At 56.9% G+C, this 17,386-nt stretch carries 3 protein-coding genes; 2 read left to right on the top strand and 1 reads right to left on the bottom strand.

Features of this window, described 5'->3' with window-relative positions:
• Positions 1–51: 51 nt before the first annotated feature.
• Positions 52–13,821, bottom strand: coding sequence for an Ig-like domain-containing protein (locus tag AACU55_RS13510; RefSeq protein ID WP_134705609.1), 13,770 nt, complete (start codon positions 13,819–13,821; stop codon positions 52–54).
• 642 nt (positions 13,822–14,463) lie between these two features.
• Here AACU55_RS13510 and AACU55_RS13505 point away from each other — a divergent pair.
• Together AACU55_RS13505 and rcsD are read left to right on the top strand one after the other, a co-directional pair.
• On the top strand, positions 14,464–14,652 hold the full coding sequence (locus tag AACU55_RS13505; RefSeq protein WP_134705608.1) for a hypothetical protein: 189 nt from the start codon (positions 14,464–14,466) through the stop codon (positions 14,650–14,652).
• Positions 14,653–14,690: 38 nt separating this feature from the next.
• The gene (gene rcsD / locus AACU55_RS13500; RefSeq protein WP_037036176.1) at positions 14,691–17,384 is read left to right on the top strand and encodes a phosphotransferase RcsD; all 2,694 of its coding nucleotides are present in this window, start codon (positions 14,691–14,693) and stop codon (positions 17,382–17,384) included.
• Positions 17,385–17,386 lie beyond the last annotated feature (2 nt).

Raw genomic sequence — 17,386 nt, 5'->3', positions numbered from 1 at the left:
CCAGCAAAACCCCCTCCCCGCCCCCCCCCTTCGCAGGGGGAGGCGCACTCATCAACTTTGCTGAACGTGCAGACCGTGCTGCACCAGAACGTCTCCCAGCGTATTCGAGGCTTCTATTGAGGTATTGTGGTAAACGTCGAACGTCAGGCCATCCACCGTGCGTTGCCCGGTTTCGTTCCACGCACCGTCGGTGCCGATGTGCAGATTCACCAGACTGCCCTCGCCGCCTTTGATGATCACTTCATCGGTCGGGTTATCCTTCACGCTCAGCGCCTCATGCAGGTTCAGCGAGATACTGTTGGTGCCGGAATTGCCCAAATCGAAGATGTCGATATGCTCAACTTTCAGCCCGAGCAGGGTCAGATCCAGATGCTGATTGGTGCCCGCCAGCAGCAAGGTATCGACACCGGTACCGCCGTCGATCAGACCGAAGTCCAGCGTGTGAACTGCAATCACGTCATCGCCGGTGCCACCCAGTGCGACACCGTCCGTTGCCGTCAGATCGATAGTGACTCCGCCAATCGAGAAGGCAGTATCAGCATGCGCGGTGGTTTCTGATGTCGTGCTGGCAGTAGACTCCGTAGTCGCCAGCGATGAGACCAGTGTGCTGGTGGCGTGCGTGGTGTCTGTGGGTTCCGATGTGGAAGTGGTCGTAGAATCGGCTACCACACTGGCGGCCAGCGTATGCGTGTCGGTATCTTCGGCAGACAAAGAGGTCGCCATCAGCGTGGCGGTTTCTGGCGGTAATGATGAACCGACAGTCAGCCCGACATGGGCATCAAATCCGTTACCGGCGGCATCGACGGCTTTCAGTTCAACCACCGATCCCAGTAATGCCGACAGCAGGCCCACCAGTCCGTAGCTGCTCAGCAGCGCACTGCTGAATTTCACCGTCCACGAACCGTCTGCCTGCACGGTACCCGCCAGCGTATTCCCCAGCAGGGTTACGCTGACCAGACCGCCCTGCGCGATATTGCGGCTGGTGCCGCTCAGCGTCAGCCCCTGCCCCCCGAGGATATTGCTCACCAGACCGAGCGTCAGCCCGAGAACCGGATTCAGCGCCACCAGCGGCAGATCATGCGTCAGGACGTTCAGCAGGTTGGAAGACGTCGCGGTGTTACCCACACTGTCTCTCACCACCACGGAGACCTGTGTGGAACCGTCCGCCAGTCCTTGCAATTCAGCAGAGGTGAACGGCACGCTCCAGACGCCATTAGTGACAGTACCGGTGTGTGTAACGGTGCCCACCGTGACAGATACCGTGCCGTTGAGCAGATTAGATGTACCGGTAATATTGGTATTCGCACCGGCTTCTGCGGCATTGAGATACTGGTCTCCGCCAAACAGGGTATTAACCAGCAGCGTCGGCAAGGTATGGATCCCCACCGTTGCTGTAGCACTGCCGCTGACGGCGTTACCGGCGGCGTTAGTCACCGAGGCACCGACGTTCAGCGTACCGTCAAGCAAGCCCGCCAGAGTGAGCTGCGGAATCGCCACACTGAAGGTGCCGTCGGCTTTCACCAGCGCCGTCAGGGTATTTCCGCCCACGTTCAGGGTCACCGTTGAGCCCTGCGCGTTAGTCGTGGTACCGCTGATGGTTTGGGTCAGCAGCGCATCTGCCGCGTTCAGCAGACCATCGCCAAACAGCGGATTCAGCGTGATGGTTGGCAGTGACTGCGATACCACACTCAGCAGGCCGGTGACCGACGCCGCGTTACCGGATCCGTCCGTCAGGCTGGCGACCACCGACTGCGTGCCGTTGAGGATGGCGGTCAGATCGGTCACCGGCACGGTGACACTGAAGACACCGCCCGCACCGACCGTCGCCAGATAATTTTTGCCATTCAGGGAAACCTGCACCTGCGTGCCCTGCGCCACGTTGGTCGCGACACCGCTGATGGTTTGTCCGGTCAGCAGGTCAACCACATTCAGCACGCCATCGCCAAACAGCGGGTTAAGCACAATCGACGGCAGATTGTTAATACCGACATTCAGGCCCACGGTACTTGAGGTCGTGTTACCCACCGCATCGGTGACTGAGGCGACGAGGGTGAGGTTGCCGTCAAGCAGGCCGGATAATTGCAGCGGCGTCAGCGACGCTGAGAATTTGCCGTCGCTGTCTACGGTAGCGGTCAGGTTAATCAGACCGCCGCCGACATTGATATTGACGATTTGCCCGACCTGGCCGTTGGTGACCGTGCCGCTGATGGTCTGAGTCAGCAGCGCTTCAGCGGCGTTAAGAATACCGTCAGCACCAAAGACCGGATCCAGCACAATTTTCGGTACCGCATTGATAATAGCGTTCAGCGTTCCGCTGGTAGTAGCGGTATTGCCTACACTGTCGGTCACAGAAACCCCGACCGTGAAGGTGCCATCCCCCAGCGCGTTCAGGTCACCCGGTTGCAGGGTGATGCTGAACGCACCGCTGGCATCGGTCGCCCCGAGGAAAGTTTTCCCGCCCAGCGTGACCTGTACCTGCGTACCCGTCGCCACACCGGTGACCGTACCGCCAATCACCTGCGTAGTCAGCGCGTCAGCCGCGTTCAGCAAGCCGTCGCCCAGAACTGAGGTCAGGTTAATGACCGGCCTGACCAGATCCAGCACCGCGTTCACGGCCGCGCTGCCAACGTTACCCGCCGCATCCGTTACCGTCACGCTGACCGCAGCGGTCGTGCCGCTCAGCAAACCAAGAACAGACGGCGGGACGGTAACCAGGAAATGCCCCGTCGCATCGACCACGCCATCAATGGTTTGCGTTCCGACCTGCACTGCGATTGCTGTCCCCGCAGCCACGTTAGAGACCGTGCCGCTGATGGTCTGATTCACCAGCAGATCGGCGATATTCAGCACGCCGTCGCCAAACACGGTGTCGAGCACCACCTGCGGCAGATTGTGGATCGCAATCCCCACCGGAATATTCGTTGTAGACGAGTTGCCTGCCGGGTCAGTCAGGGTGATGCCCAGATTCAGGTTGCCATCCAGCAACGCGCCCAGATCACCCGGCTGGATCTGCAGATCCCAGGTACCCGCCGTCACGGTAGTGTTGTAGGTTTTACCGCCAAGCGTCACGGTCACCAGAGTGCCGTCAACCGCTGTCGCGACGCCGCCAATGGTTTGTGCCAGCAGAGATTCCGCCGCATTCAGCAGACCGTTGCCACCAAACAGAGGATCCAGATCGCCCAGAACAGGAAGCGTTTTAATGACGTCCAGATTCAGCACAGACGCTTTCACGTTCCCTGCCGCATCGGTGAGGTTCAGGTTGAGCACCTGCTGACCTTCACCCAGCGCACCGAGCAAGGCCGCCGGAATGTTCAGTGACCACGCACCGTTAGCCCCGACAATCGCCGAGAGCGGCGTGCCGTTGATAACCGTCGAGACCACTGAACCCACGCCCGCACCAATCGCCGTTCCGCTGAGGGTTTGCGCTACCTGCGATTCCGCCAGATTGAGGAAACCATCTGTCAGCCCCAGCCCGCTGGTGACATTCAGATTAAGCAGTTTGTTAAAGAAGATATCCAGACCGGTGCTGACGCTGGTGGTGTTACCCGCCGCATCGGTCACGGAGGCCGCCAGTGTCAGGGTGCCATCGTTGAGTAAAATCAGTTGTTCAGGTGTCAGGTTGAGCGACCATGCCCCGCCCGGCTGGATAACCGCCGTACCGATTGATGCACCACCCAGTGTGACGTTGACGGTCTGACCGTCCGCGCCGCTGGAGGTCCCGCCCACCAGTACGTTGAGCAGTGATTCCGCCAGATTGATGACGTTGTTACCGGCCACCGCATCCAGCGCCAGCAACGGCGCAGACGTATCGACGTTCACCGTATGCGGAACCGCCGTCCCCACGTTACCTGCCGCATCCGTCAGGGTGGCGGAGATCACGTTGGTCGCACCATTCCCTTGCGGTAATGCCTGCAAATCGGCGGCGGGCACGCTGACAGACCAGGTACCGCCTGCCTGCACGGTGCCGCTGTAAGTTTTGCCATTCAGCGTGACCGTAACCACCCGGCCCACCTCGCTGGTATCCGCCGTCCCTGAAATCAGTTGTGCGGATTTGGACTCGGTATTATTCAGAATATCGTCGCCGGTAAAGGCGCTGATAGTCAGGGTCGGTGCGGTGGTATCCACCAGCACGCTTTGTGTGGCATTGGTCAACGGAATAAGCGTTGATGCGGTCACCGTGGTGGTCGTGCCATTCACAAATTCAGTGGCAGAAACAGCCACAGACCAGGTTCCCGCAGTGACAGTCGCCAGATGCGGAACGCCTCCCACGGTGATGTTGACCAATGTGCCATCCGGCACATTCACTGTTTTACCGGAAAGGGTAATGTTCGCCGGATTGCCATCCGCCACGTTAATGATGTTGTCACCGGTGACCGGATCAATGGTGATGGCGAATGTTGGCGGCGTCAGGTTGACCGTGATGGCCTGTGGCGCCAGCAGGTTTGCCGTGTTACCCGCCAGATCATTAACAGAAGCGGTGATGGTGTCCGCACTGTTCAGCGTAGCCAGCTCAGTCGGTGTCAGCGTCACACTCCATGAGCCATCGCCCAGCACCGTTGCCTGATGGCTGATGCTGCCGACAGTGACCGTTACCTGCTGTCCCGCCTGTACATTCACCGTTGTACCGGTGATGGTTTGCGTGCTCTGGCTCTCGGCGTAGGTCAGATCAAAACCGGCACCGGCAAAGGACGTTACTGCTACGGCTGGCAGTTGGGTCACAGCAATGCCAACGTCAGCCGAGGCCGAACCGGTGTTGCCGCCGCCGTCCGTGACCGTCACGGAGATTTGCTGTGCGCCCTGCGGCAGATCGGCGATTTCGCCCGCCGTCACAGGCACCGTCCAGTTACCGTCCGCATCCACCGTGACACCCGGAAGAGGTATTCCGGCAATAGTGACCACCACGGTTTGCCCCGCCCCTGTAATCCCCGTCGTCCCGCTCAGGGTTAGCGGTGTGGCGGCTTCCGCAGCGCTCAGATAGCCATCGCCAAACGGCGTGTTGATGGTGACATCCGGCGCGGTGAGATAGCTGGTGAATGGCAATGCCGCTGGCGTGCTGTTGCCTGCGGCATCGGTCACGGTGACGTTAATGTCATGCAGACCGCTGCCCAGAGAGTTCAGCACGCCTGCAGGCAGACTTACCGACCAGTCGCCGGTCAGCGGATCGACGGTGGCGTTATAGGTGGTGCCGTTCACATCAATGGTCAGTTTAACGTTCTGGTTGTTGCCGGTAATCCCGGTGTTACCCGTGATGACGTTCACACCGGCCGCTTCGGTAATATTCAGGCTACCGTCGCCAAATGGCGTGTCGATAACCGGCACCGGCCCGGACAGATGTGCAGTGAAGCTGATGGTCGTATCGTTATGGTTACCAACAGAATCGGTCGCCGTGACGGTAATGTCGTGGGACGCAGTCAATGGCCCCAGCGTTGCCAGCTGCGCTGGCGTCAAGTTCAGGGTCCAGTTTCCGGTATCCGGATCGACGGCTGCCGCAAACGGACTGCCGGTCATGCCCGCGATCGCCACGCTGACGGTTTGTCCTGCGCCAGTTACGCCGGTGGAACCGGTGAGCGTCTGGCCGCCAACAGCTGCGGATTCCGCAATGTTCAGCGTGCCGTCACCGAATGGCAAATCAATCGTAGGTTGCGGAATGTTATGGATCCGCACATCAACCGATGCCGTCAGCGGCGAGGTGTTGCCCGCACTGTCGGTCACGGTCACGACGACCGGCCATGTGCCATCCTGCAAGCCCAGCAACTGCGCTGGCGTCAGGGTAACCGTCCAGGTTCCGGCAGCAGAATCCACCACCACCGGCACGGCGTTACCATTAATGACCACAGTCACGGTCTGACCCGGCGAGGTGATACCGGTCGTGCCGGTAATGCTGCCGCCCGCGGTCGCTTCATCCAGATTCAGGATGCCATCACCAAACGGCGTATTGATTCCAGCCTGCGGCAGAACCTGCGTTACCGACGTGAAATCAAGGGTACCGGCTGCGCTGCTCGGGTTACCTGCACTGTCGGTTGCCGTCACCGAAATAGTGTGTGTGTCATCCGTCAGCCCCTGCAAGACAGAAGCAGGGACGGTGGCGGTCCAGTTGCCATCCGCGCCGACGGTCGCGGTGACCGCCGTGCCATCTATCGTCACCGTCACGGTCTGACCTGCGCCGGTAATGCCGGTGGTGCCGGTAATCAGCTGCGTTGCGCCCGCTTCAGCGGCATTCAGCACGCCATCGGTAAACGGCGTATTAATGGTTGGCACACCCGGTTGGGTCAGCACCACATTCAGACTGGCACTGGAAGACGCCGGGTTAAGCGCGGTATCCGTCGCGGAGACGCTGACCTGAACCGGCCCGTTGTCCAGCCCGCTGAGCAGACCCGGTGCCACGACGGCTGTCCAGCCTGTTCCGAGGCCGTTCACGGTACCGGTGATCGGATCCGCCAGCCCCGGAATAGTGACCAGCACCGTGGTGCCCGCAACCAGCCCGGTACTGGTACCGCTCAGGGTAAATCCTGCGGCGGCTTCAGCAATATTCAGCACGCCGTCGCCTGCAATAGCACCGACGGTCAGGGTTGGCAGCGAATGGGTTGCCAGCGTGAAACTGCCTGAAGCAGTCACAATGTTACCGGCCGCATCACTGACGCTCACGCCGAGGGTTTTGCTGCCATCGGTGGCGAGTGCCTGCACATCAACGCCCGGTAAGGTCAGCGACCAGACTCCCTGATCGTTGGCCGTGGTCAGGTAATCTTTACCATTGAAGGTCACTTTGACCGTCAGATTAGGATCCGTCGTCCCGCTCACCGGCACACCCAGTGCGGCTTCTGCCAGATTGATGATGCCGTCACCGCCGGTATCCACCTCGACAGTCAGCAGCGGAGGAGTTGTATCAACCGTGGCATCATGGGTGCTGGTTGCTACGTTTTGCGCCACATCATCCGCTGTTGCTGTGAAGGTATTGTTCCCGGCGGGCATCGCCTGAACCTGCGCCGCCGTCATCGGGAAGCTCCAGCTCCCGTCAGCCTGCACGGTAGCGGTATAGGTCGCCGTGTAGTTTTCGCCGGTAATGACCACGGTCACCGTACCGCCCACGGGCACATGCGTGGAGGTTCCGCTCACGATCATGCCCTGATTGTGTTCAGTGCTATTGATGTAATCATCGCCGGAAATGGCGTTGATGGTCAGGGTTGGCAGGTCGCCCGGCTGGGTGATAACAGTGGCGTTGTGCGATGCGGATGCCGGGTTACCCGCCACATCGCTGGCGGTCGCTGTAACGGTAACCGGTCCGTCAGACAAGGTGCCCAGATCAGCCAGCGGCACGGTTGCCGTCCAGTCGCCATTCGCACCGACGACGGCGTTGTAGGTTTTACCGTTAAAGCTCACCACCACCGTCTGCCCGACTTCAAGATTGGTGGATGTCCCGGTGATCGGAATATCCGCGCCTTTCTCCGCCGCATTAATGTAATCATCGCCGGACACGGCTGTAATCGTCAGCGTCGGCAAATTAGCGACATTCGCATCCACACTGAAGGTCTGCGTGGCTGTCGTGCTGTTGCCTGCCGCATCGGTGATCGTGGCGGTCAGCGTATAAGTGGTATCCGTCAGCGACTGCACGACGGTACTTGGCAGCGTGAAGCTCCAGGTGCCATCGGGCTGCACGGTTGCCGTGTAGCTGACGTTGTTGAAACTCAGCACTACAGACACCGTACGTCCGGTATCGTCCAGACCGGCAGTACCGCTGATCACCACCGGTTGCAGGGACTCAGCCGCGTTGATGATGTTGTCGGTCGCCACGTCATTAATACTGAGAACCGGCACCGTGCGATCAACCGTGATTTGCGAGCTGGTGGTGCCAGTGTTACCGGCGGCGTCCGTGACCGTCACGCTCAGCGGCAGACTGCCATTGTCCAGCGCCCCTAAATCAGCCGCCGGAATCGTGACACTCCAGGTGCCGTTCGGGTTCAGCGTCGCCGGATAGTCTTCACCGCCTAAGGAAACCACGACCGTCTGGCCGTCAGCCGTCGCACCAATGCTGCCGGTGATGGTTTGCGACTGGCCGGACTCGGTCAGGTTGAGATAGGTATCGCCAAACGGTGTATCAATGTCCGGCACAGGGACGTTATTGGTCGCGATCCCGATATTGACCGGTGGCAGCGTGGTGGTATTACCCGCTGCATCCGTCAGTGTGGTGGTCAGCGGATAGCTGCCATCCGCCAGACCGTTGAGGGTATTCGCCGGAATGGTGGTGCTCCAGCTACCGTCTGGCTGCACCTCTGCGGTATAGGTTTGTCCGTTAAAAGTCAGTGTCACTGACTGTCCTGCATCGGCCGGATCACTGGTCCCGCTGAGGGTGATCGGTGCCCCAGCTTCAGCAGCGTTAATCACATTGTCCGTCGCCACGTTATCCAGCGTCAGCGGAGGCGGTGTGAAGTCTACATCCACGGAACCCGGTAAGGTTGCGGTGTTACCCGCCGCGTCTGTCACATCAACAGTGATGGTCTTCGTGCCTTCACCGAGGCCCTGCAAATCCGCGGCAGGAATGGTCACGGTCCAGCTACCGTCGGTGGCAACCGTGCCGGTATAAGGGACGCCGTCAAGGGTAACCGTCACCGTCTGACCGTCGCCGGTCAGTCCGGTTTTACCGGTCAGTGTCTGATCGGTGGCGGCTTCCGCGCTGCTCAGCAAACCATCGCCAAACGGGGTGTTGAGCGTTGGCTCCGGCAATGTGGCGTAGATGCCCAAATCCTGGGTGGTGGTCACCGGCCCCTGATCCGTGGTGACAGTCGAGGCAATCACGTGACTGGTGCCATCCGCCAGACTGGCAACGTCAGACGCCGGAACGTTGACTGTCCAGTTACCGTCAGCATCGGTCTGCGTGGTGTAGGTCACCGTACCCAGTTTAACGGTTACCGGCGTTCCTTCCGGTACGTTGGCGGTTTTACCGCTGATATCAAAACCCGCAGCCGCTTCCGTAGCGTCGATTTTGTTATCGCCGGTGATCGGATTGATGGTCACACCGCCCAGCGCGCTGTTAACGGTGAAGTCTTCGCTGTTGTTCGCCGGATTACCGGCTTTATCGGCGACAGAAACCTCAATGGTTGCCGCGCCATTTTGCAGGGTCTGCAAGGTGGCAGCCGGTACGCTGACGCTCCATGCACCGCTGGCCAGCACTGTAGCCTGATAATCAATGCCGCCGATGGTCACGGTGACGATTTGTCCGGCTTCCACATGGGTGGTCGTTCCGCTGACGGTTTGCGGGTTCATACGTTCCGCGCCGTCGAGGGTGCCGTCTCCGGCAAAGAGGTCAATGTCGATTGTCGGCAGCAATGCCGGATCCGCTGTCACAGTGACCGGTGCGGTTGCAGTGCCTGCGTTACCGGCGGCATCGGTCACCGTGGCGGTCAGGGTATAGGTGCCGTTCGCCACGTTTGCCAGCGCATCGGCCGGAATGTTGACTGTCCAGCCGCCGCCTGCTGCCACAGTGCCGGTATAAGTGTGTCCGCCAAGGCTGATGGTGACGGTATCGCCCGCCTCACCCGCTCCTGCCGTGCCGCTGACCGGAATAATCGCCCCGGCTTCTGCGGCATTGATGGTGCCGTCGCCCGCAACCGGCGTGGTGATGGTCACCACTGGCGCCACGGTATCAATAGTTACCGGCGTACTGAGATTGCTGGTATTGCCCGCCGCATCCGTGACAGCCACCAGCACCGCCCCGGGTCCCTGAGGAAGGGTTTGCAAATCTCCGGCAGGGACGGTGGCGCTCCAGTTCCCGCTGGCATCCACCGTGGCGGTGTAATCTGTCCCGCCGACGGTGACGATGACAGTCTGTCCGTCGCCGCTGACCCCGGTGCTGCCGGTCAGCGTCTGGCCTGCTGCCGCTTCACTGGCATTGAGCTGCGTATCGCCAAACGGCGTGTTGAGCGTCGCGTCAGGGAGGGAATGGATGATCACACCGAAGTCACTGCTGCCGGACACCGGATTGCCTGCCGCATCAGTCGCGCTGACTTTCACGGTGTTAGTGCCGTCACTGAGCAGCGCCAGATCGGCGGCCGGGATCTGCGCACTCCAGGCACCGCCGGTGCCGACGGTTGCCGTATAAATTTTACCGTTCAGCGTGATGGTCACCACGCCATTTACCGGCACGTTGCTGGAGGTGCCGCTGAGGGTAATTCCTGCGGCAGCTTCACCGGCATTGAGCTGGTTATCGCCCGCCACCGGATTCACCGCCAGCCCGCTGAGCAGGTTGTTGACGATCAGGGTTTCGCTGCCTGTCGCCACATTTCCCGCTTTATCCGCCACTGACACGCTAATTTGTGTGGTGCCGTTGGCGATGGTCGCCAGATCCGCCGCCGGAACGCTGACGCTCCAGCTTCCGCTTGGCTGCACCACTGCCGTATAAGAATGGCCATTCAGCAGGATCAGGACTGTCTGACCCGCTTCAACACGGGAGGTTGAACCGCTGAGCTGCTGCGCGGTTTGTTGTTCTGCTCCATCCAGCACATTATTACCCGCAAAGGTATTAACGGTGATGGTCGGGCCGTTCGCCGCATCGGCTGCAAGCTGCACGCCGGAGTTAACCGTTGTGCTGTTGCCCGCCGCATCGGACAACTGGACGCTCACCGGATAGCTGCCGTCTTCCACACCATTGAATGCGGTGGCTGGCACGGCAACATTCCACTGGCCGTTTGGCTGCACAATGCCGGTATAGGTTTCACCGTTGAGGGTGACGGTGACGGTGCGTCCGGCTTCCGAAATCGAGGCAGTTCCGGTGATCGTCACCCCCTCAGCTGCTTCAGAGGCGTTGATGTATCCGTCGCCGGAAACCGGGTTAACAGTCAGAAGCGGCGCGGTGAAATCAGCCGTAGCGTTACTGTTTAACGTGGCGGTATTGCCAGCGCCGTCAGTGGCAGTGACGGCAATCGCCACATTGCCCTGTGGCAACGCCTGCAAATCTGCTGCCGGAACCTGAACTGACCAGTTGCCGTCTGCGGCCACTGTCGCGTTATAGGTTTTCCCGCCTAATGTGACGGTGACGGTTTGACCATCACCCGATTTTCCAGTGGTACCGCTGAGAGTCTGCCCGGCGGCGGCTTCAGTCGCATTGAGCAGACTATCGCCAAACGGGGTATTGAGAGTGGGAAGAGGATTGGTGTTATCGATACCGATATTAATACTGTTCGATAAAATTATTCCACCAGGCCCTTCGACAGTGGCAGAAATGCTGTTGAGATCTGGATTGCTCCCTTGAATGTCCTCGATCTCGCCCGTGCTTAACAGCATGAACCATCTGCCGTTCGCCCCTACCGTGGCTGTTTTAAACAGCGAGCCGAATTGCACGGTGACTATGGCGTTTTCCGCTACCCCCAGGGTGGTACCACTGATTTCAATGCCGTTTGCGGTTTCCACTGCGTTGATGACGTTATCACCCGTTACCGGGTCAATCGCAATACCGTTCTGAGAGGTATCAACCTCGAAAGTATCAGTGCCGGTCGCCGGATTACCGGCTTTATCAGACACGCTGACATTGATGGTTTTTGTGCCGTCGGTCAGCGTGACCATATCGGCTGCCGGAATGATCACACTCCAGTTGCCGCTGGCCTGCACCGTGGCTTCATAGGTATTGCCGTTGAACGTAATGGTGACGATCTGACCCGCTTCGACGCGGGTAGTGGTCCCGCTCAGCACCTGCGCCGTCTGGACTTCCGCGCCGTCAACGGCGTCATCGCCGCCAAATGCATTCACTGAAATGCCCGGCTGAAGAGTGGAATCGGCTGCAACATGCAGCGCACTGGTGCTGGTGGTGGTGTTGCCCGCCGCATCCGTCAGGGTGGCGCTGATCGGGAAATCACCGTTCAGACCAGTCAGCGTGCCAGCCGGGATTTGTGTGCTCCATGCGCCGTCATCACCGACAACGGCGGTAAATGTCTGGCCGTCAATGGTGATGGTAACCGTTCTGCCTGCATCTGCTGCCGAGGCGGTACCTGACAGGGTCAGTGCGCCTGCAGCTTCGGCCAGACTGATTTGGCCGTCGCCCGCCAGCGGATTGATAGCAAGGGTTGGGGCGACAGTATCGATGCTGACTGGCGTGGTAATGGTGTTGTGGTTGCCCGCCGGGTCCGTCACGGTGACCACGATATTATTGCTGCCCTGCGGCAGGTTACCGAGTACTGAAGGCGGAACCGTCACGGTGAAGATACCGTCTGTCGTAACCGTGCCGGTAATTTGCTGGCCACCAAGGGTGACAGTCACGGTCTGACCATCGCCGGTGAGACCCGTGTTCCCCGTCAATGTCTGGCTGGTGATGGATTCACTGCCATTGAGCGTATTGTCACCGCCGAAAGCCGGATCAAGCGTCGGCGGAACGCCATGGATGGCAACATTCAGATCTGTCGTCTGACTGATGGTATTGCCCTGACTATCGACCAGGCTGACGGTTACGGTCGTCGGGCCATCAGTCAGCGCCTGCAACTGGGCAGGAGAAAGACTCAGGTTCCAGCCCCCCTCCGCTGTTGTTGTGGTCTGATATGCCACGCCGCCGATTGTCACCGTGATCTGCGTGCCCGCAGGGACATTGGACGTCGTACCGGTGATCACCAGCGCGCTTTGCGCTTCACTGGCATTGAGCTGACCATCACCTGAGATCGGGTTGACCATCAAAATACCGGCGCTGTCGCTGATAACGAAACTTTCCGGCGTAGTGGTCGAGTTTCCTGCGGCATCGGTCAGTGACGCGGTCAGCGTATAATTGCCTTCAGCCAGCGCGGAAACCGTGCTGGCGGGTATTGTCACCGACCAGGTGCCATCAGCACCGACCGTCGTGTTGTATTGCGTGCCATTGAGGGTAACGACCAGTGTGCGCCCGGCTTCAGAGACAGAAGCTGTGCCGGTCACCGTCAGCGGTTGCTGATGCTCAACGGCGTCAAGAATGTTGTCACTGGCGACAGGATCGAGCGAGACCACTGGCGGGGTTTTATCGACGACAACGGTGATCCCCTGAGTGACCGATTTGCCATCAGTACCGGTGACAGTGACGGACACCACGTAAGTACCATCTGCCAGATTTTGTAAATCTACCGTCGGCAGATTGATGTTCCATTTGCCGTCAGTGCCTACGGTACTGGTGTAGGTTTTACCGTTGATGGTCAGGGTAATGGTCTCGCCTGCGGCCACGTTGCTTGCGGTGCCTGAAAAGATTTGTGCTAAACGCGATTCCGCGGCGTTAAGGGTGTTGTCACCGGCAAATGCGCCCAGCGATAACGTTGCGGTCTGGCCGGTGTTTCCGCCACCGGTATTCCCACCGTCAGTGTTTCCGCCGCCATCGCTGCCACCGTTATTACTGCTGCTGCCACCGCCACCACCACCGCCGCCACCTGCGGCAATGGCAATACCGGCACCCAGCGCAACAACGCCCAGAATGGCACCTAAAACAGCGGGATCAAAATTAGAGGAGTCGATGACCAGCGCACCGACGTCAGGAATGGTTTCATAAGCGGGAACAATGGGTACGGCGGCTGCCGTCGCGCCGGTATCGACAAACGCGGCATGTTCGATCGGGTGTACACCGTCGTCAAAAATCAGTTCGCTGTGGTGCCCTTTGCCATCGGTATCAAAGAAGCTGTGGTAGCGGACTGTGCGGCCATCTTTCATGTGGATGACCAGATCGTTGCCGACACGCTCATAGCTGGTGACGGCGTCGCGCGTCGCGTGGACGCGTACTATGCTGATTTGATTAAGAGTTACGTCCTGACTGGCGTTTGAAACCTGGGAGATTACTGCACCATTAGTACGAGAAAGAATATCAATAACAACGCTACCGTTCTGAGCCATGTTGTACCCCTGTTACGCCAGTTGTTGTCCATACACGCTAAACACCGCTCTTCCTTTTCAGGTAAAAGCGGTTGAGCGGGTAATAAAGACCATTAAGAAAAATGGATAAACTTCCAACTGGTGTGAGGTATTGCCACAGGCTACAAAACAAACAAAAACGGCTGTTATTAAATTTATATATTTTTTAAGGGCTTTGGTTAACCATCATTTCGGTATTTCTTCCCGAAACTCCATAAGTTATATGCATGATTTGAGTTAATCGCCATAAAAAAACATAATCATTAAGATTGAAATAATTCATTAAAAAAAGTCAAATCATCAGTTTGACAGATGTTAATTTTTGGTTTAACGCTATGCAGATAATTTTATTTTTATAAAAAACAACAAATTAATAAATTATCCACATAATATACATGGTGTTATTGTTAACAAAATTAAGCAACAGACAGTCAGATAATCGATCAAATTAACTTATCAATTGTGTGATCGCCTTGTAGATTTTATGGCAAAAGGGTATTTGGCAAACACATAATTAGGACTATGCGCAATCACAGCACTTATGCTTTCTGATAAAGTGTCCGCCCAGTGCGTCTGTGGGCGGATAAAGGCTTAATTTTTTAAACGCAAAGGGATTTTCACAACATGTCTCACGGCCCGATAACTGCACCGCCCTCGCAGGAAATGTTCGCTGAACATATTTCGCAACCTGGCTTTAGCGGTTCCTGCGCTGACCGGTTTATCGCGCAGGTCAGCAGTTTATCTGTTGCATCAGGTTGCATTGCGGCAACGATGTTGTGTGCCACTGTTTGTGCAAAAACCGTCGTCCGCTAAAAGCGTCATTACAAGAATGAAGGAAAAAACTCATCATCATGGCTGGTAAATATTTATCGCTGACATCAACCAATATCACGCGATTCTTTTGGTTGTTCATTTTGTTGCTGGCTATGGGGCTCGGCCTTTACGGGTATAACTACACCAATGCTTATCTGAACGACAAACTGCGCACGGTGCAAAATACCGCTGACTTGCTGCAAAATCGCATCGATAAGTATCGCTACATGACCTACCAGATTTACGACAATTTCACCGGCCAGCCGATGGCGGCGGATGCCGTCAGTGCACAGGAAATCCGCCTGCGTCAGGATATGTATTTTGTCTCCAAGCCTCACAAGAAAACTGATGCGCTGATTTTCGGTGCACACGACAGTTCCACGCTGGATTTAACCCTGAAAATTTCATCCTTCCTGGATGACCAGTGGGGCTCAACAACTCACCCTTATTCGCTGTATTACCTGAACGGTCAGGATAACAGCATGTTGTTGATCACCACGGTGCCGCTGCAGTTGCAAGACTCCCGCCTGAAGGAAAACTATTTCACCAGCACGCTGCAATCACGCCGTGCCGAAATGTTGCAGCAGGCGAACACGCTGGACGAACGCGAAAGTTATTCTCCTCTGCGCAAATCGCGCCAGAGTAACGACTATTCCTTCTCCCTGCGCACCACCTTTAATAATCCGGGACATCTGGCGACCGTGATTGCCTTCGATTTACCGATGAGTGATCTCATCCCTTACAGTATGTCGAGAGATAATTTCCAGCTTAATGGCAACACCACGGCGGTCAATGAAGGTGATCCGGCCGATGATAATCCGGCGGCCAGCAGCATTGTGATGCAGGGATGGTCGCTGGTGTTTGATGTGCCGCTGAGAAATTCACCGCTGTCACTCACCTACCACGTTCCGCTGTTCAGCCTTGTGGTTGATCTTTCACGCAATAACTTCTGGCTGATCCTGATTAACCTGTTCCTGATCGGGCTGGCGATGACCAGCATCTATTTCATTCGCCATCAGTACATTCGCCCGAGCGAGAATATGGCGGCACAATTACAGATGCAGCAGGCGCTGAATCAGGAAATCATTTCGGGTCTGCCGCTCGGTTTACTGGTGTATAACTTCAGCAACCACAGCGTGATCCTCAGTAATAAAATTGCTGACCAGTTATTACCGCATCTGAGTCTGAACAAAATTGCCAATATGGCCGAGCAGCATCACGGCACGATACAGGCGACCGTCAATAACGAAGTTTATGAAATCCGCATGATCCGCAGCCAGATTTCGCCGGAAACTTACCTGTTTATGCTCCACGATCAGGATAAAGAAGTGATGGTGAACCGCACGCTGCAACAGGCCAAACGTGAGTTTGAGAAGAACCTGCAGGCACGCAAACTGATGCTGCATAATCTGGGCATTGAGCTGAATCAGCCATTGCAGGAACTGAACGGGCTGGCCGTGGCGTTAGTGGAAGAACAGAAACCGGAAGAACGCCAGGCGCTGGAAAGCAAACTCCTGAGTGAGTCGCGTAACGCGCTGACGCTGGTTGATAACATTACGCTGCTGACCCGTCTGGAAACTCAGGACTGGCAACCGGCGAACGATAAGTACGTGCTTTCAACCCTGGTAGATGAGCTGTTGCTTGAGGCCCTGCCCCGCCTGAATCAGAAAGGCCTTGGGTTGCTGAATCATTTCCAGATTGCCCCTGAAGCGGCCTTTGTCGGCGATATGCAGGCAGTGAAGAAAATTCTGTCCCTGCTGCTCGATTATGCCATTGTTACCACATCGCTGGGTAAGGTGACCCTGACCAGCGAACAGGACGAAGATCGCCCGGATCAGCTGATTTTCCACATAAACGATACAGGTAGCGGAATTTCCAAAGAAGAATTGAGTAATCTGAATTATCCTTTCCTTAGCCAGACGTTAGTCGATCGCTTTAACCACGGTTCCGGGCTGACATTCTTCCTGTGTAATCAGCTGTGCAAAAAACTGGGCGGTCAGCTGGAAATCCGCAGCAAGCTCAACATCGGCACACGCTATACTGTACGTGTTAAACAACGTCAGGAAGCGCAGGAAATCGAAGCGGAAGATGAGAAATTACTCAATGATGTGACGGTATTACTCGATATCACATCAGAGGAAGTTCGCGGTATTGTGACCCGGACCATGAACGCTTACGGCGCGGTGTGCATCGTGGCTGACGATCGTCAGGTCGCGCGGGAATATGATGTTTTACTGACAGATAACCCGCAAAACAGTGACAAATTTACCCTGCTGCTGACTGACGATGAGTCGGGATTCCAGCAGCTTGAAAAGCATTATATTCGCGTCAATTACAACATCAGCAATGCGCTGATAGACGCAACCTTACTGTTAATCGAACAGCAATTTTCTGTATCCGATGACAGTGTTTCACCCGAAGAGCCCGGCGAAGACTCTCTCGACCTTTATGAAAAGCAGCTAAAATCAAGCGATTACTATCAGCTTTTCGTCGAGACAGTACCGGAAGATCTTGAGAAACTGTATAATGAAAACCAACGTCGTGATTTCACATCACTTTCCCAAACAGCACATCGTCTCAAGGGAGTGTTCGCTATGCTGAACCTGACCCCAGGCAAGCAAATGTGTGAATCGTTAGAACAATACATCGCAGATGGCGATGCGTTACAGATTACTGAAACCATCAACCACATTGATTCTTTTGTCTCCAGACTGCTCCAGCAAGGTAGCTAATC

It is taken from the genome of Rahnella sp. CJA17(1/100) (assembly GCF_963881615.1).
Taxonomy (GTDB): domain Bacteria; phylum Pseudomonadota; class Gammaproteobacteria; order Enterobacterales; family Enterobacteriaceae; genus Rahnella; species Rahnella aceris.
Note: the sequence above shows the minus strand (reverse complement) of the source record. Positions and strands in the feature narration are given on the sequence as shown.